General features: G+C 59.1%; 17 protein-coding genes. 7 read left to right on the forward strand and 10 right to left on the reverse strand.

Translation table 11 applies throughout. The annotated features are described in order from the left end of the window. Positions 1 to 13: 13 nt before the first annotated feature. Both B3I26_RS21625 and uvrD read right to left on the reverse strand, forming a co-directional pair. Positions 14 to 859: a Tim44 domain-containing protein gene (locus B3I26_RS21625; RefSeq protein WP_296260679.1), complete on the reverse strand. Its 846-nt coding sequence runs from the start codon at positions 857 to 859 to the stop codon at positions 14 to 16. 291 nt (positions 860 to 1,150) lie between these two features. Then, a complete protein-coding gene (gene uvrD, locus B3I26_RS21630) occupies positions 1,151 to 3,334 on the reverse strand; it encodes a DNA helicase II (protein WP_296260681.1) in 2,184 nt (727 codons plus the stop codon). 379 nt (positions 3,335 to 3,713) lie between these two features. Between uvrD and hexR the strand changes: the two genes are divergently transcribed. Next, on the forward strand, positions 3,714 to 4,580 hold the full coding sequence (hexR, locus tag B3I26_RS21635; RefSeq protein ID WP_296260682.1) for a transcriptional regulator HexR: 867 nt from the start codon (positions 3,714 to 3,716) through the stop codon (positions 4,578 to 4,580). 208 nt (positions 4,581 to 4,788) lie between these two features. Further along, a complete protein-coding gene (locus B3I26_RS21640; RefSeq protein ID WP_296260683.1) occupies positions 4,789 to 5,007 on the forward strand; it encodes a PA3496 family putative envelope integrity protein in 219 nt (72 codons plus the stop codon). On the opposite strand, the gene B3I26_RS21645 is transcribed toward B3I26_RS21640, so the two are convergent. Further along, on the reverse strand, positions 4,973 to 5,923 hold the full coding sequence (locus B3I26_RS21645) for a LysR family transcriptional regulator (protein ID WP_296260684.1): 951 nt from the start codon (positions 5,921 to 5,923) through the stop codon (positions 4,973 to 4,975). The two genes, B3I26_RS21640 and B3I26_RS21645, sit on opposite strands and share 35 nt — an antisense overlap. A 196-nt stretch (positions 5,924 to 6,119) precedes the next feature. Here B3I26_RS21645 and B3I26_RS21650 point away from each other — a divergent pair, with 196 nt between their 5' ends. Together B3I26_RS21650 and oadA are read left to right on the forward strand one after the other, a co-directional pair. Beyond that, positions 6,120 to 7,535: an acetyl-CoA carboxylase biotin carboxylase subunit gene (locus B3I26_RS21650; protein WP_296260686.1), complete on the forward strand. Its 1,416-nt coding sequence runs from the start codon at positions 6,120 to 6,122 to the stop codon at positions 7,533 to 7,535. Between the two features lie 100 nt (positions 7,536 to 7,635). Next, positions 7,636 to 9,444 carry a sodium-extruding oxaloacetate decarboxylase subunit alpha gene (oadA, locus tag B3I26_RS21655; protein ID WP_296260687.1) on the forward strand — a complete coding sequence of 603 codons (1,809 nt, stop codon included), beginning with the start codon at positions 7,636 to 7,638 and terminating at the stop codon, positions 9,442 to 9,444. 136 nt (positions 9,445 to 9,580) lie between these two features. Here the strand turns inward: oadA and B3I26_RS21660 are convergent, their stop codons facing one another. From B3I26_RS21660 to B3I26_RS21670, 3 genes are read right to left on the reverse strand one after another with little or no spacing between them, the layout of a single operon-like run. After that, positions 9,581 to 10,252: a GNAT family N-acetyltransferase gene (locus B3I26_RS21660; protein WP_296260688.1), complete on the reverse strand. Its 672-nt coding sequence runs from the start codon at positions 10,250 to 10,252 to the stop codon at positions 9,581 to 9,583. Positions 10,253 to 10,268: 16 nt separating this feature from the next. Then, on the reverse strand, positions 10,269 to 10,715 hold the full coding sequence (locus tag B3I26_RS21665) for a GNAT family N-acetyltransferase (RefSeq protein ID WP_296260689.1): 447 nt from the start codon (positions 10,713 to 10,715) through the stop codon (positions 10,269 to 10,271). Continuing rightward, the gene (locus tag B3I26_RS21670) at positions 10,708 to 11,346 is read right to left on the reverse strand and encodes an FMN-binding negative transcriptional regulator (protein ID WP_296260690.1); all 639 of its coding nucleotides are present in this window, start codon (positions 11,344 to 11,346) and stop codon (positions 10,708 to 10,710) included. Before B3I26_RS21670 ends, B3I26_RS21665 begins: the two co-directional genes overlap by 8 nt. An 88-nt stretch (positions 11,347 to 11,434) precedes the next feature. Between B3I26_RS21670 and B3I26_RS21675 the strand changes: the two genes are divergently transcribed. Then, a complete protein-coding gene (locus B3I26_RS21675; protein WP_296260691.1) occupies positions 11,435 to 12,982 on the forward strand; it encodes a PLP-dependent aminotransferase family protein in 1,548 nt (515 codons plus the stop codon). A gap of 207 nt (positions 12,983 to 13,189) precedes the next feature. Continuing rightward, entirely contained in the window at positions 13,190 to 14,401 is a 1,212-nt protein-coding gene (locus tag B3I26_RS21680; protein ID WP_296260693.1) for a YeeE/YedE family protein, read from the forward strand. Between the two features lie 114 nt (positions 14,402 to 14,515). Here B3I26_RS21680 and tkt read toward each other — a convergent pair whose 3' ends face one another. Continuing rightward, positions 14,516 to 16,621 carry a transketolase gene (gene tkt / locus B3I26_RS21685; RefSeq protein ID WP_409521934.1) on the reverse strand — a complete coding sequence of 702 codons (2,106 nt, stop codon included), beginning with the start codon at positions 16,619 to 16,621 and terminating at the stop codon, positions 14,516 to 14,518. Positions 16,622 to 16,865: 244 nt separating this feature from the next. Here tkt and B3I26_RS21690 point away from each other — a divergent pair, with 244 nt between their 5' ends. Beyond that, positions 16,866 to 17,714, forward strand: coding sequence for a bestrophin family protein (locus tag B3I26_RS21690; RefSeq protein ID WP_409521935.1), 849 nt, complete (start codon positions 16,866 to 16,868; stop codon positions 17,712 to 17,714). Between the two features lie 115 nt (positions 17,715 to 17,829). Here B3I26_RS21690 and B3I26_RS21695 read toward each other — a convergent pair whose 3' ends face one another. The 3 genes from B3I26_RS21695 to B3I26_RS21705 form a co-directional block, all read right to left on the reverse strand. Further along, positions 17,830 to 18,927, reverse strand: coding sequence for a polyamine ABC transporter substrate-binding protein (locus B3I26_RS21695; protein ID WP_296260696.1), 1,098 nt, complete (start codon positions 18,925 to 18,927; stop codon positions 17,830 to 17,832). A 31-nt stretch (positions 18,928 to 18,958) separates the two neighbouring features. Beyond that, positions 18,959 to 19,987, reverse strand: coding sequence for a histone deacetylase family protein (locus B3I26_RS21700; RefSeq protein ID WP_296260698.1), 1,029 nt, complete (start codon positions 19,985 to 19,987; stop codon positions 18,959 to 18,961). Between the two features lie 238 nt (positions 19,988 to 20,225). Beyond that, on the reverse strand, positions 20,226 to 21,218 hold the full coding sequence (locus B3I26_RS21705; protein ID WP_296260699.1) for an AraC family transcriptional regulator: 993 nt from the start codon (positions 21,216 to 21,218) through the stop codon (positions 20,226 to 20,228). Positions 21,219 to 21,324: the final 106 nt, after the last annotated feature.

Here is a 21,324-nt window from a genome sequence, read left to right on the forward strand (position 1 = left end):
GTGCCACAGAGTTTCAGCCGTTCTGGCGGATGCCTGCCACCAGCCAAGGCTGATTTGCGCCTGGGGCGCGTTCCATGTTCCAGCTTTCGCTAAACACTTCACCTTGGTCAAAGCGCGACGTTTTCGATACGCCGGCGAAGGTCAGGGTGGCAATGGTCTTGTCGGCGCGATCATCCAGGCCGTCCAGCTGCACGGTGAGATTATCGATGTAGGTTGACTGGAAGCCATCGCCCAGATCTGCACGTTCCTTTTTCAGGAATTGCAGCATTTGTGGGGTGACGAATTCGGCGATCTTATCCATCTCGTTCGCGTCCCAGTGCTGCTGCAACGACTGGAAATGCGTGCGCGCGGCCTCAAGGAAGCGCTCTTCATTGAACCATGCCGGAGCGTTGATGACCGGACGCGCAGCAGCTGGCGCTGAGCCACCGAAGATCGAGGTCTGGGCCGGTTGCTCGAAGGTTTCACGCTGATAAGGCGCGCCAGCTGGGGCTATGTGCGGTTGCTGCTTGCGTCGACGGGCCGCGATGAAACGGAAGATCACGAAGGCGATAACCGCCATGATCAGGATGTCGAAAAACTGCATGCCTTGGAAGCCGCCGCCCATGAACATAGAGGCCAGCAGGCCACCGGCAGCGATGCCGGCCAGTGGACCCAGCCATTTGGATGCACCGCCTGCAGCAGGCGCAGGACGACCAGCGGCATTAGGTGCAGCGGCAGGGGCGGAAGGAGCTGTCTGACGCGCCTGGTGGCTTGGGGCCGAGCCGAAGCTCTTGCCACCACCGAAACGCGCGGCGCTGGCGTCCAGGCTCATGGTGAGCCCGATGACCAGCGCCAAAGCGATGCTTAGAAAACGTTGCATAGTGGGAATTCCCGTTTGTGGATTGCACGCGCGCCATATTGAACAGGACAAATGTGTCTGACCAGCGGCCATATGTTTCCGGCTTTTGCGTGGATCTTCACAGGCCCTGTATTACTTGGGTTGTAGGCCGGTGAAGAAAGTTCTGTAGGAAAGATGGGGGGCAGAAGTAGGAATGCAAGGGGAGAGCGTATGAAGATACATTCCTGACGCCTTCTGGCTTGCCGGCGGTGGCGTCAGTGAAATCCGCTGCCGCCGAAGCCGAACCGCCGTTTGTGCGGCTAGGCTATGAGCTTAAACCGGCTCCAGCTTCGCGTACCCTAACATCAACCACTTGCTGCCTTCGGAAAAATTCACCTGAACGCGGGCTTGTGCACCCGAGCCCTCGAAGTTGAGGATCACGCCCTCGCCAAATACCGCATGTTGAACGCGCTGGCCCAGCGAAAACTGACTTTGCGGAATACTTTCGCCGTCGAACAGACGACTCGGCGCCATGGTTTTGGAACCACCGAAAGGTCGCGTAACGCTATTGGACAGACGTACCTCCTGAATTAGATTCGGAGGGACCTCACGTACGAAACGCGACACCTTGTTGTAGGTTTCGCTGCCATATAAGCGTCGTGTTTCAGCATAGGTCAGCACCAGATGCTGCATCGCACGAGTGATGCCGACGTATGCCAGCCGACGCTCTTCCTCGAGACGTCCCGGTTCTTCCAGGCTCATCTTGTGCGGGAACAGGCCTTCTTCCATGCCCACCAGGAACACGTATGGAAACTCCAGACCCTTGGCGCTGTGCAGCGTCATCAGCTGAATGCTGTCTTCGTGCTCGTCGGCCTGTGTATCGCCTGCTTCCAGTGAGGCATGACCGAGGAATGCCGCCAGTGGTGTCAGGTCTTCCTCTTCTTCGCTGTTTTCAAACGCGCGAGCTGCGCTGACCAGTTCCTCAAGGTTTTCTACGCGGGCCTGGCCTTTTTCGCCTTTCTCTTCCTTGTGGTAGGTGATCAGCCCGGATTGCTCAATGACAGTCTGGGTCATCAAATGCAGGGGCATCTCCATGACTTTGGCCGAGAGGTTTTCGATCAGCTCGATAAAGCCGCCCAGCGCACTGGCAGCGCGCCCGGTCACGCCTTTGTTGGCCACCAACAGACGCATGGATTCCCACATCGAAACATCGGAGTGCCGAGCATGTTCGCGAATCGCTTCGACGGTTTTCTCGCCAATGCCACGCGGCGGCACGTTGATTACGCGCTCCAGTGCAGAGTCATTGCCTCGTCCCTCCAGCACTCGCAGATACGCCATGGCGTTTTTGATTTCGGCCCGTTCGAAAAAGCGCTGGCCGCCGTAGATCCGATACGGAATACGTTCGCGCAGCAAGGCCTCTTCCAGCACCCGCGATTGGGCGTTGGAACGATAAAGAATGGCGATATCGCTGCGCGACATGCCGGTCTTGATCGCGCTTTCTATGGTTTCCACCACGTAGCGCGCTTCGTCGTGTTCGTTGAAGGCGGCGTATAGGCTGATCAGCTCACCGTCGCCGACGTCGGTCCACAACTCTTTGCCCAGCCGGCCGCTATTGTTGACGATCAGGCCGTTGGCGGCTTTGAGGATGCTCGCTGTGGAGCGGTAATTCTGCTCCAGGCGGATGGTCTCGGTGTCAGGAAAGTCATCGGAATACTGGTGAATATTCTCGATCTTTGCGCCACGCCAGCCGTAAATCGACTGATCGTCATCGCCGACCACCATCAGGCTGTCGCCACCCTTGGCCAGCAGGCGCAACCAGGCGTACTGCACGGCGTTGGTATCCTGAAACTCGTCGACCAGCACGTGACGGAAGCGACGCTGATAGTGTTTGAGCAGACCTTCGTTGTCGCGCCACAGGTCCAGCGCTCGAAGCAGCAGCTCGGAAAAGTCGATGACGCTGGCGCGCTGGCAGGCCGCTTCATAAGCCTCGTAAATCGACTTCATGGTGCTTAGGAACAGGTCGCCCGCGGCCTGGATATGCTTGGGCCGAAGCCCTTCATCCTTCTGGCCGTTGATGAACCACTGCGCCTGACGTGCTGGCCATTTCTGTTCATCCAGGCCCATCTCGCGGATTACCCGCTTGACCAGCCGCTGCTGATCATCGCTGTCGAGAATCTGAAAATTCTGGTTGAGTCCGGCCTCCTGCCAGTGCGCCCGCAGCAGGCGGTGCGCCAAGCCGTGGAAGGTGCCGACCCACATGCCCGCCGGGTTGATACCCATCAACTGCTCGATGCGATGGCGCATCTCGGCGGCGGCCTTGTTGGTGAACGTCACCGACAGAATCGAGTGCGGCGACGCGTTCTCGACCTGGATCAACCAGGCGATACGGTGTACGAGCACTCGGGTTTTGCCGGAACCTGCGCCGGCCAGAACCAACTGACGACCCACGGAAGCGGCTACCGCCTGGCGTTGGGCATCGTTGAGGGAATTAAGCAGAAGGGAGAGATCATCGCGCATCGGCGCATTCTAGGGTGCCGGGAGAGGACGGGCAAACCCTAACGCTGGTCGGTCGTGAATAGAGCACGCTCGGAAATGTCGCGAGACGAAAATCCTTGTCTTGAACGGGCAGCCTTGAAGCCACGGAGCCGTAGAGGGCATGCACTGCGCGTTGGCTTGATCGGGAATCTGCTCAGACTGCGCAATGAGAGGTGTCATTCACGATACGCAAGCAATTGCCTGGAGTACTGCGTAAAAACCCCTACACTTCATCTCGATCTGTCCCTCAAGGCTCAGCGGTTGCTATCTTCGAACTCGTTTAGCTGTGCGGTTTGCAGGTCATGTAGTATAACTACAAAAAAGCTACAGCCCGGCCCATCCTTCTATTGAGTCCTGTCCTTTGAATCTGTTGCAGCACATCGCCCAGTCTCGCCATCTCTTGCGCAAGTCGGAGCTTAAGGTAGCCGACCATGTGCTGCTCGATCCTGCGGCCGTGATGCACAGCTCCATGGCTGACCTCGCCCACAGCGTGGGCATCAGCGAGCCGACGATCGTGCGCTTCTGTCGCGCCATCGGGTGCACCGGTTTTCAGGATCTCAAGCTCAAGCTGGCGCAGAGCCTCGCTGCTGGTGCGAGTTTTGGACAGTTCGCGATTCATGAAGACGACTCAGTCGCCGATTACAGCCTGAAAATCTTCGACACCACGCTGCATACGCTCATGGAAGTGCGGGAGAAGTTGGACCCGCACGCCCTGCAAGCTGCCGTGACGGTGATGGCTGCGGCGCATCGTGTGGAGTTCTATGGCTTTGGCGCGTCTGGCGCTGTCGCGGCAGATGCGCAACACAAGTTTTTCCGTCTGCTGCTGACCGCCGCGTCCTACTCCGATCCACACATGCAGGCGATGTCGGCTGTGACGCTCAAGCCTACCGACGTCGCCGTGTGCATTTCGCAGTCCGGGCGTTCGAAGGACTTGCTGATCACCGCCAACTTGGTGCGTGAGAGTGGCGCCAACCTGATCACATTGTGCCCCAGCCAGACGCCATTGGCCGAGCTGTCTACAGTCAATCTGGCCATCGACGTGCACGAAGACACCGAGATCTACACGCCGCTGACCTCACGCATCGCGCATCTGGTGGTAATCGACGTGCTGGCGATGGGCGTGGCGATGGCCCGTGGACCGAGCCTGGTCAATCACCTAAAGAGCGTGAAGCGCAGTTTGCGCAGTCTGCGTCTGTCGCCCAAGTCAATTAAATCGGTCGAGGATTGACGCTCAACACCGCAGTCATCTTCTTCAAGAGCGGTCGCCTGTCGCTCGCACCCTTTTGCGCATGATCGCGACCGACGGCATGCCTTGCTGGGAGGGTGTGGTTTGCGAAGCTGACTGAGCACCTTCACCAACTTGTAACGCTTCCTACGCCTGATCGTCATCCCTTGACACCACCCTGTACTCCCGCACACGCAATGGGAGACAGGATATGCCTCGGCAATACGATGACTCGCAGCAACACAGCACTTCCAGCGCCAAGACGCGCCGCCAGCAAGAAGATCAACGCCGCATGGCATTCAGGCGTGCGATCGAAACCTACGCTGAAGATCGCCGCTTGAATCAGGAGCTTTCCAGCTACCTTGATGGCGCGCTGGTCAATGTCTTGCACAGCGCTAGCCTGTCAGAAGGCGCCCGTCAAAGCGCGTGACCAGTTCGGTGATCTGTGCGCGTTCGGTGCGGATGAATGCAACGAACGCGTGAGCCACTGGCGACAGGCGTTTGTCCCGCGCCTGTACCACGCACCAACTTCGGTACAGCGGCAATTCGGCCACCGGCAGCTCCTTCAGCGTGCCGGTGGCCAGTTCAAGGCTCAGCGCATGCCTGGTCAACAGCGCCACGCCCAGCCCCGCCACTACGCATTCGCGCTGGGCTTCGGCTGACGACACTTCCAGAGAGTGTTCGAAATGAATGCGCTTCTCCTTGAAATACTCTTCGCACGCCTTTCGCGTCCCTGAGCCTGGCTCGCGGACAACAAGCGTGTGCCCCTCAAGATCCTTCAGCGAAAGCTCGCGCATCGACGCCAACGGATGGTCCGGTCGCGCCACGGCGACGATGGGGTTGTTCAGAAACGGCAGAAACTCCAGCCCCATGTCCTGCGGCACCATCGACATCACCACCAGATCGTCGCGGTTGTCCGACAGCCGTTTTATTACCTGAGCACGATTGACCACCGTCAGGCTGAGCATGACTTCGGGATATTGGCGTTTAAATGCGGCGAACAGGTGAGGAACGAAGTATTTAGCACTGGACTCGATCGCCAGCTTCAACTGCCCTTGCAACGAGCCCTGCATGTCGGAAAGTTGCATATCGAGGTTTTCCAGGCGGCCGAAGATGTCTCGACTGGCAAGCTGCAGTGCTTCGGCGGCTTCCGTGAGGTACAGCTTTTTGCCGACATATTCGAACAGCGGCTGACCCACCCACTCCTCCAGTTGACGAATCTGCAGGCTGACAGCAGGTTGCGTGAGCGACATTTCCTCAGCGGCACGACTGTAAGACCGCAGGTCGCACACCTCGTTGAAAATCCTAAGTTGCCGTAACGTCATACGCATCAACGACTTACGCATTTTGCGACGCTCCCAAAATTGTCGAAGCGATAACTATAAGGTTTTACTTATGTTTAACCCAATTTTTACTCATTTTTGTTAATTGCTGATTCATCATAGGGTGGCCTCCAGCTGCGAGACACCACGCTGTAGCGGGTTGTCGCGCCGTACAGGCCGGGGTTTCCGGCCCGTCTGCTCATCGGTCGAGGGAATACCCGTGATAACAAAAATCCTGATCGCCAACCGTGGAGAAATTGCTGTCCGGATCGTGCGCGCTTGCGCCGAGATGGGCATCCGTTCGGTTGCGATCTATTCCGACGCAGACCGGCACGCGCTGCATGTAAAGCGTGCTGATGAGGCCCATGGCATCGGTTCCGAGCCGCTGGAGGGCTACCTGAACCCACGCAAGCTGGTGAACCTGGCCGTTGAAACCGGCTGTGATGCGCTTCACCCGGGCTATGGTTTTTTGTCTGAAAACGCCGAACTGGCTGAGATTTGCGCCGAACGAGGCGTTAAATTCATCGGCCCCTGCGCAGAAGTTATCCGCCGCATGGGCGATAAGACCGAAGCCCGTCGCAGCATGATCAAAGCCGGTGTCCCGGTTACCCCCGGTACCGAGGGCAACGTTGCTGACATTACCGAAGCATTGACCGAGGGCGACCGCATCGGATACCCGGTGATGCTCAAAGCCACCTCTGGCGGCGGGGGGCGCGGTATCCGCCGCTGCAACAGCCGTGAGGAACTGGAACAGGCATTCCCCAGGGTCATCTCGGAAGCCACCAAGGCATTCGGCAAGGCCGAGGTCTTCCTCGAAAAATGCATCGTCAATCCCAAGCACATCGAGGCGCAGATTCTCGGCGACAGCTTCGGCAACGTTGTGCACCTTTTCGAACGCGACTGCTCGATCCAGCGGCGTAACCAGAAGCTCATCGAAATTGCCCCAAGTCCTCAATTGACTCCCGAGCAGCGCGCCTACATCGGCGATCTTTCGGTGCGCGCGGCCAAGGCTGTGGGCTATGAGAACGCGGGCACCGTGGAGTTTCTGCTCGCCGAGGGCCAGGTGTATTTCATGGAGATGAACACCCGCGTGCAGGTGGAACACACCATCACCGAAGAGATCACCGGCATCGACATCGTTCGTGAGCAGATTCGTATTGCTTCGGGCCTGCCGCTCTCGGTCAAGCAGGAAGACATCATTCACCGCGGCTTCGCATTGCAGTTCCGCATCAACGCTGAAGACCCCAAGAACAACTTCCTGCCCAGCTTCGGCAAGATCACCCGCTACTACGCGCCTGGCGGGCCCGGCGTGCGGACCGACACGGCGATCTACACCGGCTACACCATCCCGCCGTTCTACGACTCGATGTGCCTGAAGCTGATCGTTTGGGCGCTGACCTGGGAAGAGGCGATGGACCGTGGCTTGCGCGCGCTGGACGACATGCGTCTGCAGGGGGTGAAAACCACCGCCGCGTATTACCAGGAAATTTTGCGCAACCCTGAGTTTCGCAGCGGCCAGTTCAACACCAGTTTTGTTGAGAGCCATCCCGAACTGACCCACTACTCGATCAAGCGCAAACCCGAGGAGCTGGCCCTGGCCATTGCCGCCGCCATCGCCGCACACGCAGGCCTTTGAACATGCAGCTGCGAGCTTCAAGCCGCAAGTTTCAAGCAAAAGCGAACCCGCTTTTTCTTGCCGCTTGTAGCGTGCGGCTTGTCGCTATGAGGAGATAAGAATGTCCAAGAAGATCTTTGTTACCGACACCATCCTGCGTGACGCCCATCAATCGTTACTGGCGACCCGCATGCGCACCGAAGACATGCTGCCGATTTGCGATAAGCTCGACAAAGTCGGCTATTGGTCGCTGGAGGTTTGGGGCGGCGCAACGTTTGACGCCTGTGTGCGCTTCCTGAAAGAAGACCCTTGGGAGCGCCTGCGGCAACTGCGCGCGGCGCTGCCCAACACCCGTTTGCAGATGTTGCTGCGTGGTCAGAACCTGTTGGGCTATCGGCACTACAGCGACGATGTGGTCAAAGCGTTCGTTGCCAAGGCCGCAGTCAATGGCATTGACGTATTCCGCATCTTCGACGCCATGAATGACGTGCGTAACCTGCGCGTAGCGATCGAGGCCGTCAAAGCGTCGGGCAAGCACGCCCAGGGCACGATCGCTTACACCACCAGCCCCGTGCACACCATCCAAGCCTTCGTTACACAAGCCAAGCAGATGGAGGCGATGGGTTGTGATTCGGTGGCGATCAAGGACATGGCCGGTCTGTTGACTCCCTATGCTACGGGCGAACTGGTCAAGGCGCTCAAGGCCGAGCAGTCGCTGCCGGTGTTCATTCACTCTCATGACACCGCAGGTTTGGCCGCGATGTGCCAGTTGAAGGCGGTTGAAAACGGCGCCGATCATATCGACACCGCTATCTCCAGCTTCGCATGGGGCACCAGCCATCCGGGCACCGAGTCCATGGTCGCGGCACTCAAGGGCAGCGAATTCGACACCGGTCTTGACCTGGAACTGCTGCAGGAGATCGGTCTGTACTTCTACGCAGTGCGTAAGAAGTATCACCAGTTCGAAAGCGAATTCACAGCAGTCGACACCCGGGTGCAAGTCAACCAGGTGCCGGGGGGCATGATTTCCAACCTCGCCAATCAGCTCAAAGAGCAGGGCGCCCTGAACCGCATGGCCGAAGTGCTGGCCGAGATCCCGCGCGTGCGCAAGGACTTGGGCTACCCGCCGTTGGTCACGCCCACCTCGCAGATTGTCGGTACGCAGGCGTTCTTCAACGTGCTGGCGGGCGAGCGCTACAAGACCATTACCAACGAAGTGAAGCTGTACCTGACCGGCGGCTACGGCAAGGCGCCTGGCCAGGTCGACGAGAGGCTGCGCCGTCAGGCGATCGGCAATGAAGAAGTGATCGAAGGGCGTCCGGCCGACCTGCTCAAGCCGGAAATGTCCAAACTGCGCGGCGAAATCGGCGGCTTGGCCAAATCCGAGGAAGACGTGCTGACTTACGCAATGTTTCCGGACATTGGCCGCAAGTTCCTGGAGGAGCGCGCGGCGGGCACGCTGACGCCCGAACCTCTGTTGCCGATTCCCGAGCCAGGCGCGGTGGCGAAGGCGGGCGGCGAGGGCGTACCCACCGAATTCGTTATCGACGTTCACGGCGAAAGCTACCGCGTCGACATCACCGGCGTGGGCGTGAAGGCCGAGGGCAAGCGCCACTTCTATCTCTCCATCGATGGCATGCCCGAAGAAGTGGTGTTCGAACCGCTCAACGAATTCGTCGGCGGCGGTATCGGCAAACGCGCACAGGCCAGCAAGCCGGGCCATGTCAGTACCACGATGCCGGGCAACATCGTTGATGTACTGGTCAAGGAAGGCGATACGGTCAAGGCCGGTCAAGCGGTGCTGATCACCGAGGCGATGAAGATGGAGACCGAGGTTCAGGCCGCAGTTGCCGGTAAGGTCGTGTCGATCCATGTTGCCAAGGGCGATCGCGTGAACCCCGGTGAAATTCTGGTCGAAATCGAGGGCTGATTTCGACGTTCAAAACATAAACAGCCCTTGCCACGACAGTCGCACAGGGCTGAACGGTTACCTCTGGGGGAGCTCTCGTGGCTCCTCTTTTTTTTGCCCGGATGGGGTCATTTGCTCGCGCGATCGTGGTCCCGACTCAAGCCTTACGCAATTGCCCGAGCGTCTGGATCTGCTGCCCATCCTTGAAGTTGTCCACAGCCAGCCAGGCCTCAAACGCCTGCTCCAAAGCAGCCCATTCGCTGTCCAGGATCGAGAACCACGCGGTATTACGATTCTTGCCTTTCACCACCATGTGCTGGCGGAAAGTGCCTTCGCAAGTGAATCCAAACCGTTCTGCGGCGCTGACGGAGCGCGCATTGTCGGCGTTGCACTTCCACTCCAGGCGGCGATTGCCCAGCGCGAACGATTCCTTGGCCAATAGATAAACCGCCTCGGTGCTCTTGGGTGTGCGCTGCATGGACGCGCCGAAGGTCACGTGGCCGATTTCGATGCGACCTGCGCTTGGCACGATCGACATCAAGGCGATAAATCCGTGGATAACACCTGTCTGCTGATCGATCACTGTGTAGAACCAAGGGTCGGACGAGGCTTGCAGGCCAGATAGATAATCATCGAAGGCGCTGCGCTCGGAAAACGGGCCGACCAGCAGGTAGTCCCACAACTTAGGGTCCGAGTCCGGGCCTTGCAGCGCAGCCCACAAGCCGTCGGCGTGGCGCGTTGTATCGAGTTTTTCCAGGTGGATGAAGCGTCCGTGCAGGGTGCGCGAGTCTGGCCGCTTTGCCGATTGCCAGTGTTCAAGGTTCGACATGATCAGGTTCCTGGGCTCAAAGCGCTTTGCGAAATTGGATGTAGCCGGGACGTTCAGCGATGCGCTCATACAGCGCAATGGCCGTGGCGTTGGTTTCGTGGGTCAACCAGTGCACTTTGTCAGCGCCGTCCTTTTTCGCCGCAGCGTACACATACTCGATCAGCTTGCGGCCGACGCCGGTACCCCGCTGCTCGGGCGCGACCAGCAAGTCCTGCAGGTAGCACGACCAGTGGACGCTCCAGTTGGAGCGGTGGTAGATGAAGTGCACCACGCCGATGGCTTTGCCATCCTGCCAGGCCAGCGCCGCGTTGGTCGGCTCATCGCTGTCGAGAAAGCGCTTCCATGTGCTTTGCGTCACGGCATCCGCCAGTTCGGTCTTATAAAAGGTCAGGTACGCCTTCCAAAGCGGCAGCCAGGCGTCATGGTCTTCAGCGGTGACGGGGCGGATATTCACGTCAGTCATGTGTTTCTCCTGGGCTCATCAAGCGAGCGATTTGCTGGTCGGTTTGATCCTGGCTGGTCGCCAGGCCCTTGCTTACCCCAGCGATGTCTTCTGCGCTGCGGTTCTGATTGAGTTTGCGTTTGCCTTCCAGGCGCTCGATAGGAATGGCGAAACCGACGATACCGTTGAGCATTTTCTCGACGTAATCGACTGGCGCATCGCTCACCGCCCAAGGCTCGGCGCGGGTGGCCTCGTGCTTATGAGTCAGGTCGCTGACAATCTGCAGCAGCCGCGCCGGATCAGTGAACACTTGGGCGCGCCCGTAGGCATGCACTGCCAGATAGTTCCAGGTCGGCACCACTTTGCCGTGTTCAGCTTTAGCGGCGTAAAACGACGGACTGATGTAGGCGTCAGGACCTTGAAAGATCACCAATGCCTCGCCGGATGCCAGCGTCTTCCACTGCGGATTAGCCCTTGCCAGGTGACCGAAGAGGGTGCCATTGGCGCCTTGCGCAGCGTCAAGCAGCAGCGGCACATGGCTTGCCTGCAGACCCATTTCGCCCAATGTAACCAGCGTCGCCAGACGGGTGCCTTCCATCTGCCGATGCAGCCGGGCGAGGTCCTCGTCTTTGGCGTAGCTGGGTATATACATAAGATTTTCCTTGGCGATTGGCGCAATCCTAGGCAGCCTATTGGCCTGTGGTAAGAGCCATTAATGATCAATTTCATAGGGCCAATTCATGTCGTCCCTCACGCCTTCGCTAAGCTTCGATTTTGCCGGTATCCATCTGGATCGCCACGGGGGGCTGAGTCGACAGCTGTATCAGGCGCTGCGTCAGCGAATCCTCGATGGGCGCCTTGGCAGCGGCACACGCCTGCCTGCAAGCCGTGATCTTGCACTGACCCTTGCCATTTCTCGCAACAGTGTCATGCGCGCGTACGACCAACTGTACGCCGAGGGTTACACCCAAGGACGGATTGGTGACGGTACTTACGTCGCCCAATTATCGGAAAAAGCCAATAGCGCCAAAAAATTATCCACAAAATTATCCACAGGGTTACCAACAGGCTTATTAACAGGTTTATCCACAATTTCATCCGTCGCCGCTGATGGTATGTCCAGTGAATTCCTCCATACAGCTTCGCTGACTCGTTTAGAGCAGCACCATCTGCATGGCCACAAAACCGGGTTGCCGAAGGCGTTTCGCGTGGGAATTCCGGCGTTCGATTTGTTCCCTTTCGCCGTGTGGGGCAAGCTGCACGCGGCTTTCTGGAAAAAGCCGGGCTTGCATCAGCTCGGTTATGGCGACCCTGCGGGTGAGTGGCGGCTACGCGAACTGATCGCAGTGTATTTAAGAACTTCCCGAGACTTGCAGTGTGTCCCTGAACAAATTGTGATCACCAGCGGCGCGCAGCAAGCGATTACCCTTTGTGCACAGTTGCTGTTGAATGATGGGGACGCGGTGGCGATCGAAAATCCCGGCTACCGCGCAGCAGGCCATGCCTTTGCGCTGGCTGGCGCGAAATTGCGCGGCATGCCGGTGGATGGCGAAGGCATGTGCTGCCCGGATCCCGACCCAAGCGAATGCAAGCTGGCTTACGTTACGCCGTCCCATCAATACCCTTTGGGTGTCACCATGAGCCTGGCGCGGCGGTTGGAACTGCTGGCATGGGCCGAACGAACTCAGGGCTGGATCGTCGAGGACGATTACGACGGCGAATACCGTTTCAGCGGCGCGCCCCTGGCGCCCTTGGCGGCGCTGGATCGGCACGGGCGGGTGCTGTATGTCGGTACGTTCGGCAAGGTGGCATTTCCTGCGCTGCGCTTGGGGTATCTGGTGCTGCCGCGCAGTCTGGTCACTGCATTCAGTCAGCGTCGTGCGGTGGACATGCGCCATTCGGAGATCGGCACCCAGGCGGTCATGGCGGAGTTTATTGCTGCCGGGCATTTCCAGCGGCATGTCCGGCGCATGAGGCGTGCGGCGTTGAGTCGGCGTGATGCGCTGCTCGCAGGCTGGCCCGACGATGTGCGCGGGTGCAGTCCGCTGCCCAGGCCCCTGGCGGGATTGCATGTGTCGGTTGCGGTCGAAAGCTTCGCGCGCGAAACCGAACTGATCGCGAAGGCCGAAAGCGTGGGCGTTGAGATAAACCCGTTGAGCGATCATTGGTTGCCTGACTCGAAGATGCCTGTGGATAAGCGGGCGGGGCTGGTGCTGGGCTTTGCTGCGGTGCCGGAGCCCGACATTGCCTCGGCGCTGCAGCGGTTGCGGGCTGCGTGGAAAGAGTGATGGTCGTGAGCGCAACGGCGTGGCGGTACTGCTTGCCGGCGGCGACGCACTCGATATCGCCGTCGCCGGCAAGGCGCTGCTGCAGCGGATGCGGTGGAACAAACTCCCTTTCTTTGTCCACCTGAGATCTTCGCCCACGCAAGATTCATGGAAGATGACCCAGGTATACTCGCGCCCATCGCAATTCATTCTTCCGAGATGCCTCCCATGAGTCTTCCCCTTTCCGCGACGCCCGAGCGCAGGTTCGGTACGCCCCTGGTTGCCTTCATTCTGCTGATCGTTGGCGGTCTGTTCCTTCAATCCGCTGTCGGCGGCAAACAGGTGCTGTTGCTGATCATCGGTGCCGCTCTGGGGATGACCCTTTATCACGCCGCGTTCGGCTTCACATCCGCCTGGCGGGTGTTCATCAACGAGCGTCGCGGCGCCGGGTTGCGCGCGCAGATGGTGATGCTGGCTATCGCCGTGGTCCTGTTCTTCCCGGCGCTGGGCGCGGGCACGCTGTTTGGCACGCCGGTGACCGGGCTGGTGGCGCCAGCAGGTGTTTGCGTAGTCTTCGGCGCATTCATCTTTGGCATTGGCATGCAAATGGGGGGCGGTTGTGCGTCGGGCACGTTATTCACCGTCGGTGGCGGCAACGCGCGCATGCTGGTGACGTTGCTGTTTTTCATCGTCGGCTCGGTCATCGCCACCCGCCACGCAGACTGGTGGTTCGCGCTGCCGTCGTTCCCGGCCACATCCATTGTCAAAACCTTGGGCGTTGTGCCCGCGCTGATCACTAGCCTTGCGCTGTTTGGCGCCATCGCGCTGATCACGGTCCAGCTGGAAAAACGCCGTCATGGCGAATTAGAAGCAGCCGTCGTAAGCGAGCACGTAGGTCTGCGCCGTTTCCTTCGGGGACCCTGGCCTCTGGTCTGGGGCGCGGTTGCCTTGGCCTTGCTCAACTATGCAACGCTAGCCCTGGCTGGCCGTCCGTGGGGTATTACGTCAGCATTCGCATTGTGGGGGGCCAAAGTTGCGAGTGAGTTGGGCGTGAATGTCGGCAGTTGGGTGTTTTGGCAACTGCCCGCGAATGCCAAGGCGCTTGCCGCCCCGGTGTGGGAAGACATCACCACCGTTATGGACATCGGCATCATGCTCGGCGCGGCGGTTGCAGCCGGTCTTGCAGGCCGTTTTTCGCCAACCCTGAAGATTCCAACCCGTTCGCTGATCGCAGCCGTGCTTGGCGGACTGTTGCTGGGTTACGGCTCGCGTCTGGCATATGGCTGCAATATCGGCGCCTACTTCAGCGGTATCGCTTCAGGAAGCCTGCATGGATGGTTGTGGTTAATCGCAGCGTTCGCAGGCAATGCGGTGGGGGTACGCATCCGTCCGTTCTTCTTCGCAGGAGAGCGGCGTCCGGTTGCGTTGAGCGGGTGTTGATCGCAGGTTAAAGCCAACCGTGCAGCAACCGCTTGCCGGTGGTGGCGATTCTCGAAACGCCACCTCCAGCAAGCCGTGCTGCTGTATCGGTTGAGTCTTGGCTAAGAGGACCGGTTATTTCTTAGCCTGTTCTTTGGCGACTTTGACGATGTTGTCAGCCGTAAACCCGAACTTGGCTTGTAGCTTCTCGATGGGAGCCGATGCGCCAAATGTTTTCATCACAATCTTCTCACCGGTCTGGCCGACGTAGCGATCCCAGCCGACTGGTCCTGCCTGTTCCACCACCAACCGCCCCTTGACGTCCGGCGGCAGCACGCTGTCGCGATAGGCCTTGTCCTGATCCTCGAACAGCTCCCAACTTGGCATCGACACGACGCGCGCAGCAACCCCTTCGGCCTTGAGCTTCTCGAAAGCCTCCACGGTCATGCCGACTTCGCTGCCGGTGGCAATCAAGATCACCTCCACTTTGCCTTCTACCGCGTCGGCCAGCACGTAAGCGCCTTTGGCGACGTTTTCGGCGCTGGCGTATTTCGAGCGGTCCAGCGTCGGCATCGGCTGGCGCGACAACACCAGGCAACTTGGCCGATCGGTCTGCGCCAGAGCCACTTTCCAGGCTTCAGCGGTTTCGTTGGCATCGCCCGGGCGCAGGGTCACAAGGCCCGGAGTGGCACGTAACTGAGTCAGCTGTTCGATGGGTTGGTGCGTCGGGCCGTCCTCACCTACGCCGATGGAGTCGTGGGTGAAGACGAAGATCACCGGCAACTCCATGATCGAGGCCAGGCGGATCGGCGGTTTCATGTAGTCGCTGAACACCAGGAACGTCGAGGTATACGGCCGGATGTAGGACAGCGCCAGACCGTTAGCAATCGATCCCATGGCATGTTCTCGAATCCCGAAATGCAGATTTCGACCGCTGTAGCTTCCGGCCTCGAAGCTGCCCGCACCTTCGAATGTCAGATTGGTTTTGGTGGAAGGCGAAAGGTCAGCCGAACCGCCGATCAGCCATGGAATCTGCTGAGCGAAACCGTTAAGTACTTTGCCACCCGAGGCTCGCGTAGCAACGCCTTTGGCGTCGGCATCGAAACTGATTGCTGTGTTGCGCCAGCCTTCTGGCATTTCGCCGGCACGCATGCGTTGCAGCTCATCGGCCAGCGCCGGCTGCTCTTTCTCGAAGCGCGCGAACGTCTCCTCCCAGGCTTTGTAATCAGCACCGTTACGTTCCAACAGGGCATCACGCAGGTAATGACGAGCATCTTCGGGCACCAGGAAGCTGCTGTTCTCGTCCCAGCCATAAGCTTTCTTGGTCAGCTTGATCTCGTCGTCGCCCAGCGGTTCGCCGTGGGCTGCCGCCGTGTTGTGCTTGTTTGGCGAACCGTAGCCGATCACGCTATCGACCACGATAAGCGTTGGCGCGTCGTCGGTTTGCTGGAAAGTCTGGATTGCCTTGGCCAGTGCGGCTGCATCGTTGGCGTCCTTCACATGCAGGGTTTTCCAGCCGTAGCCTTCGAAACGCTTCTGCGGATCGTCGCTGTAGGCCAATTCGGTATGGCCTTCGATGCTGATGGTGTTGTTATCGTAGATCCAGCACAGGTTCGACAGTTTTAGATGGCCGGCAAGCGAGGCTGCCTCGGCTGTGACACCTTCCATCATGTCGCCGTCGCCGCAGAGCACGTAGACGTTGTAATCGAACAACGTGGCGCCGGGCTTGTTGAAGCGCTCGCCCAGCCAGCGCTCGGCCATTGCCATGCCGACGCTGTTGGCGCAGCCCTGACCCAAGGGACCAGTGGTGGTCTCAACGCCTGTGGTCATACGGTATTCGGGATGGCCGGGTGTCTTGGAATCCATCTGCCGGAACTGCTTGATGTCATCAAGGCTGATGGCGGGCTTGCCGGAAGGTGTGCCGTGCTCGTCAATCTCGACCACGCCCGCAAGATGGAGGAGCGAGTAGAGCAGCATCGAGGCGTGACCGACAGACAGCACGAATCGGTCACGGCTGGGCCAGTCAGGATGTTCCGGGTGGTAGCGCAGGAAATCTTTCCAGACCGTGTAGCCCACCGGTGCAAGAGCCATGGGCGTGCCGGGGTGGCCGGAGTTGGCCTTCTGCACGGCATCCATGGCCAACGTGCGAATGGTGTTGATGGTCAGTTGGTCGCGATCCCCGTGCTCTTTGAAAGTGCTTGCGGCAGCAGGTCGTTCGGCAGAGTTGGCAGACGAGCTCATTAACATTCTCCTCGTGACGTGTGGCTGATGCTTCCAGATAGGTGTTGAGCACGCGCGTCAGGGGTTCGTTCCATGAAATCTCTGACACCCGACCAAGCCAGCGATTTATCGCTGAAATGTTTCAGCGGCGAACCAAGCGGGTCATCGGCATTCGAATGCCGGTGTAGACGGGCTCGTTGCCTGGCCGATGAACGACAGAGTGAGGTGGCCTTTGCAGGAAACGATCATCAAGAAATACCGCGCCATGATCAGGACTTTTACCTATATCGGTTGGTCGCTGTTTTGGCTATTGATCTGGGACGTGATCGTCACGGTCGATTTCATGCTGTATCTGGAGCGCAAGGTCACCTTGCCGTCGCTGCCGCTGACTTTGCTCGGATCGGCGCTGGTGGTACTGACCAGCTTTCGTAACACCAGTGCCTACAACCGCTGGTGGGAGGCGCGTACGCTATGGGGCGCGCTGGTTAACAATTCACGCAGCTTTGCCCGACAGGTGCTGACGTTGATAGACGACGAGGCTGAGCTTAATCCGGTAAAGGCCCTTTTGCTGCGTCGCCATGTGGCTTACGTGGAATGTCTGTCGGCGCACCTCAAGGGCGGCGATTGCGGTGAAGAGGTGACGGCGATGATTGCGCGAGAGGAATACGACCGGCGCAAGCGCAGCAATAATTTTCCCAATGACATTCTCAACGAATCTGCGGCAATCATTGCCACCGAGTACAAGGCCGGGCGCCTGGACAGCATCCGTCTGGCGAGACTTGAATCGACGATGGTGGAAATTTCCAATTGTCAGGGCGGCATGGAGCGCATCGCCAATACACCACTGCCTTATCCGTACGTGGCCTTTCCGCGACTGTTCATCACCTTGTTCTGCATCATCGTGCCAATAGGGCTGGTGGAGACGCTGGGTTGGTTTACGCCGCTGGCGTCGACCGTGGTGGGCTTCATGCTGCTGGCGATCGAACGAATCGGTACCGACCTGCAAAGTCCATTCAAGGCGTCCGAGCACGAGATTCAAATGAAGGCATTGTGCGCGAACATCTCGGGGAACCTGGATTCGATGTTGCGCGATGCAACCGAGAAGCAGCGGTGATAAACAGCCTGTAGGAGCACGTTGACTCGCGGTGGCGTGGTCTCAGGCGCAAAAGACTGTTCATGCCCACGCGGAGCACGGGCATGATCGGTCTGGCGAGTTATGAATGTGCAGGTCAGGTACCGGATTTGATCTTGGTCCAGACCCGCGTCCTTGCACGTTCTGCATCACGTGGCAAAGGCGTCAACGTGTACAGCGTCTTCATTGCTTCCTCGGTTGGATACAGGTTCGGATTGTGACGGATGGCCGGGTCGACCTTGTCGGTGGCGTCCTTGTTGGGGTTCGGATACCCGACAAAGTCGCTGATGGGCGCGATCACCTCGGGTTGCAGCAGATAGTTGATGAATGTATGGGCATCTTCCACATCCCTGGCGCCTTTAGGGATCGCCAGCATATCGAACCAGATCGGCGCGCCCTCTTTCGGCAGGCGCATGTCCACCACGCCGTTGTTTGCTTCCCTGGCCCGATTCGCAGCCTGCGAGAAGCTGCCCGAATAACCTACCGCCACGCAGATGTCGCCATTGGCGATGTCGGCCATGTACTTGGATGAATGGAAATAGGTGATGTAGGGGCGGATCTTCATCAGCAATGCTTCTGCCTTGTCGTAGTCCTTGGGATTTTTGCTGTTCGGATCCAGCCCCAGGTGCTGCAGGGCCAGCGGCAGAATCTCTGAAGGCGAGTCGAGCAGCGTCACGCCGCATTGCTTGAGTTTGCTGATGTTCTCTTGCTTGAAGATCAGGTCCCAGCTGTCCACCGGCGCATTGTCGCCCAGGACGGCCTTGACCTTGTCCGGGTTGAAGCCGATCAGAATCGTGCCGTACATATAAGGCACGGCGTATTTATTGCCCGGATCGTTGGCTTCCAGCAGTTTCATCAGCTTGGGGTCGAGGTGGGAATAGTGACTTAGCCTGGACTTGTCCAGCGGCTGGAACACCCCGGCCTCGATTTGCTTGGCCAGAAACACGTTGGACGGCACCACCACGTCGTAGCCGGAATTGCCGGTCAGCAGCTTGGCTTCGAGTGCTTCATTGGTGTCGAAGATGTCGTAGATCAGCGGGATTTTGGTGTCTTTCTTGAAGTTCTCAAGGGTCTGCGGCGTGATGTAGTCGAACCAGTTGTAGACGCGCAGGGTTTTCGGCTCGTCGGCGTGGGCCGTGCCTGCGAGCATGGCGGCGCACAAGGCGGGTGCGATAAAACGCTTGAATCTGCTCATCGATAGCTCTCTTCTTCGGGTTCGAAGGGGGTCAGGCGTGTTCAAAACCTTCCAGCACGTTCACGGCATTGATGCCGATTTTTTCGACGGCATACCCGCCTTCCATCACGAACAGCGTCGGCTTGCCCAAGCGCGCGATGCGTTCGCCCATGCGCAGGTAATCCGGGCTGTCGAGCTTGAACTGCGAGATCGGGTCGTCCTTGAAGGTGTCCACCCCCAACGACACCACCAAGACATCGGCCCCGTAACGCTCGATCTCTCCGCAGGCCTGCTCCAGCGCTGCGCTCCAGGTCACCCAATCACTGCCAGCAGCCAGTGGATAGTTGAAATTGAACCCTTCGCCGTCGCCTTCTCCCGGCTCATCTTCGTAGCCCAGAAAAAACGGGAACTCGGCCTGCGGGTGGCCATGGATCGAGGTGAACAACACATCGCTACGCGCATAGAAAATCGACTGCGTGCCGTTGCCGTGGTGATAGTCGACATCCAGGATTGCAACTTTCTTGTGCCCCTGATCCAGGAACGCCTGCGCGGCAATGGCGGCATTATTCAGGTAGCAATAGCCACCCATGACGTCACTGGCGGCGTGGTGGCCCGGCGGACGGCACAGGGCAAATGCGCTACGCGCACCTTGCTGGATGGTGGCTTGGGCTGTGAGGGCGACCTGGGCGGCGCTGTAGGCGGCTTGCCATGTACCGGCGGTGATCGGCGCGCCGGCATCAAAGGTGTAATAGCCCAACTGACCGTGCAGGCTGGTAGGCATGACCGACCGCAGCGTGCGCGCAGGCCAGGTGTAGGGCAGCAGATCGCCTTCCGGTTTGGTTTCGGCCCAGCGCGCCCAGGCTCCCTTGAAGAAATCCAGAAACGCTTCGGTGTGAATGCGTTTGATCGGCCCGATGCCAAAATCCTGCGGACCCTCCACTGCGCCGAGTTTGCGGTCCCTAACCCGTTGCAATACATGGTCGGCGCGGGACGGCATTTCGAAACAGGGCATCAACTTGCCGTCGATCAGCTCGCAACGGCCGTGATGCAAATGATGATCGTCTGAATAGATCGTTAGCATGTTTTTGTTCTCTTGTAGGCGGGTGTCCGACATTCTTGGGTCGGACGGCATTTCGGAGAGCGGCGCAAACGGCCAAAAGGGGATGTATCCGGCCATAAAAGCTGTCCGCAAATCGCCCCTGAATAAAGCGGCGCGCCCTGTTTGAATGCACCCTGCCAACCCTGTAGCGACCCGGCTGGCCGACGGGGTGACAGTGCAATCGATGCCGCAGCCACGCCGTGCTACGGGGCAGGGGGGCTTACAACCGAAACTGACTCGGTGCCACGCCGCTCCAGCGAATGAACGCATGACGAAAGCTTGCCGTTTCGCTAAAGCCCAGCACTTCGGCAATGTGATGGATGGCCAACTGATCGTCCTGTAGCAACTGCTTGGCCCGATCAAAGCGCAGTTCGTCGAGCAATTGCTGGTAGCTGCTGCCGGTGGCTTGCAAATGACGACGCAGGGTACGTTCGGAGCAGTTCATCTTCTGAGCGAGGGTGCGCAGGCTTGGCGTCTGGTCGAGTTGGTCGGCGAGCAGGTGACGAATCCGCCCCAGCCACGCCTGACGACCGGTGAATTCAATGTTCTGCCGGCGGCAGCGCTCGCGCATGTCGCGGTGGGTGACCGGATCGGCGAGGGGCAAGGGGTGGTCGAGCCAGCATCGGGAGAACGCAAAAGCATTGTCTTCGGCGTTGAAGTGCAGGGGGCAGTCGAAGCTCTCCTGATAGCTGGCCAGGTAATCGGGCGCCGCATGGGCGAAGTGTGCATCCAGCAACGGCAGCGGTTTGCCCAACAGGTCATCGCAGATCACCTTTAGCGACGCCATGCACAACTCGGCATTGAACACCCGCAGCCCTTCGTCATCGCGGTAATCGCTGGCACTGAACCCTATCCGCTCGCCGTCCTCAAGCAGTTGAAGCTCGAACAGCGTGCCCAGCAGCGCTGGATATTCCAGGGCCAGCCGCAGGGCGTCACCGAAAGTGGCACTGGTGAGCAGCGCGTAACCAAGAATCCCGTAAGACGACACATGCATCCGCCGTCCCAACGGCAAGCCTATCTCGCTGCGCAACGCCACGGCGTTCGCGCAAACCTGCATTTCCTGGAAGGTGGTGATGCGAATATCCGGCCGCCCCAAATCCGCCTTGCTGATCCCGCTCCCTGCCAGTAACGCCTCACTGCCCCAGCCCTCGGCCGAGAACGTTTCCAGCACCAGCGAAACGGCATTGAGGGTGGTGAGGTGAGAGTGCAGCATGAGGGGCTTCCGATTGTTTTTCTGATCGGAAGAGGGAGCAAGAGGTGTGCCGTCGCGAGCAGTTGCTGGAAATTGAGCCACCTGGCCCGCGATCGGCTGCGAAGCA

Origin of the sequence: Pseudomonas sp. UBA5706 (assembly GCF_002419965.1) — a bacterium.
In the GTDB taxonomy this organism is placed as follows: Bacteria; Pseudomonadota; Gammaproteobacteria; order Pseudomonadales; family Pseudomonadaceae; genus Aquipseudomonas.